2 protein-coding genes are annotated in these 1,244 nt (G+C 40.7%); both read right to left on the bottom strand.

Annotated features, from left to right (window positions below):
• Positions 1–665 (bottom strand): amino acid ABC transporter permease (locus J1785_RS00895; RefSeq protein ID WP_217138371.1); only part of this gene is annotated, 665 nt, incomplete at its 3' end.
• Positions 665–1,244 (bottom strand): amino acid ABC transporter permease (locus J1785_RS00890; RefSeq protein WP_217218584.1); only part of this gene is annotated, 580 nt, incomplete at its 5' end. The genes J1785_RS00895 and J1785_RS00890, both read right to left, overlap by 1 nt.

Below are 1,244 nucleotides of genomic sequence, written 5' to 3'. Positions count from 1 at the left end.
CACAGTGAACTGATTAGCCTTTTTTCCAGGTAAGTCGCAATACGCGTAGTTGTAAACGCAATAACAAAATATATTCCTGCAGCAACGGTTAAAACCTCGATTGGTCTGGAAGTACTGTCGGCAATAAACTGGCTTTGGAAAATCAAATCTGTCATGCCTACAGTAGAAACAAGTGAGCTTTCTTTAAAGATTGTCACTGCATTGGATAATAAATTAGGTACTGAGCGCAAGATAGTCTGGGGCAAAATGACATAAAGTATTTTGACTCTGGCAGAAAGGCCAAGCGCTATGCATGCATCAAACTGTTCTGAGCCAATTGATCGTTGCGCAGATCTAAATGTTTCACAACACAAAGCGCCCATATAGAGTGACAACGAAATCACAACAGAAATTGCGTTGCCAATATCCAGTCCCAGTATGATAGGCAAGCAAAAGAAAAACCAAAATAATTGTAATAAGACGGGCGTATCACGAAATATCTCCACATAGATGGTGGTGACACCTCGGACTAATAGATTCGTTGATGTGCGACCTAAACTCGCCAGAAAGCCGACAATAATGCCGATTATTAAACTAAGTGCTGTATAGATTAGTGTAATACGTAAACCCGTCCAAAGGGCATCCGAATATTGTAACAAGGAGCTAAAGTCAAGAGTATATTGCATCAAGAACGCCCTCTGATTCGGCGGTTTAGAACCTTTTCAAGGTGTGTAACCAATAGTGAAAACGGGATTGATAACATAAAATATATTACAGCAGCGACCGTGAACACTTCAATAGGCCGATAGCTTGACGTTGCCAAGTTTTTAGCCTGATACATAAGGTCGGCAATACCTACAATGGCCACAAGTGCAGACTGTTGCAGTAATCCGATCATATTCGTCATGAGTACTGGTATGGCAGTAATAAATGCCTGAGGGAAGACAACATACAGCGTGTAAACACGTTTTGTTAACCCCAAAGCAATAGATGCGTCATGGTGTGATGAGGGGATTGCCTGAATTGCTGCACGGTAAGCTTCTGCATTGTAAGCGGCAATGTTGAGGCTTAATGCCAGGATAGCCATTGGAATGGGATCAATATATATACCTAAGAAAATGGGTACACAATAAAATATCCAGACTAATTGTACTAAAGCTGGTGTACATCGAAAAATTTCTATATAGGCAATAGTTGGCCAACGAATAAATTTATATGGGCTCATGGCTAACAATGAAACGAAAAAACCTACAACGATCCCAATG

It is taken from the genome of Rahnella perminowiae (assembly GCF_019049755.1).
Taxonomy (GTDB): Bacteria; Pseudomonadota; Gammaproteobacteria; order Enterobacterales; family Enterobacteriaceae; genus Rahnella; species Rahnella perminowiae.
The sequence above is the reverse complement of the archived record's forward strand: the minus strand, read 5'-3'. Positions and strand labels throughout refer to the sequence as shown.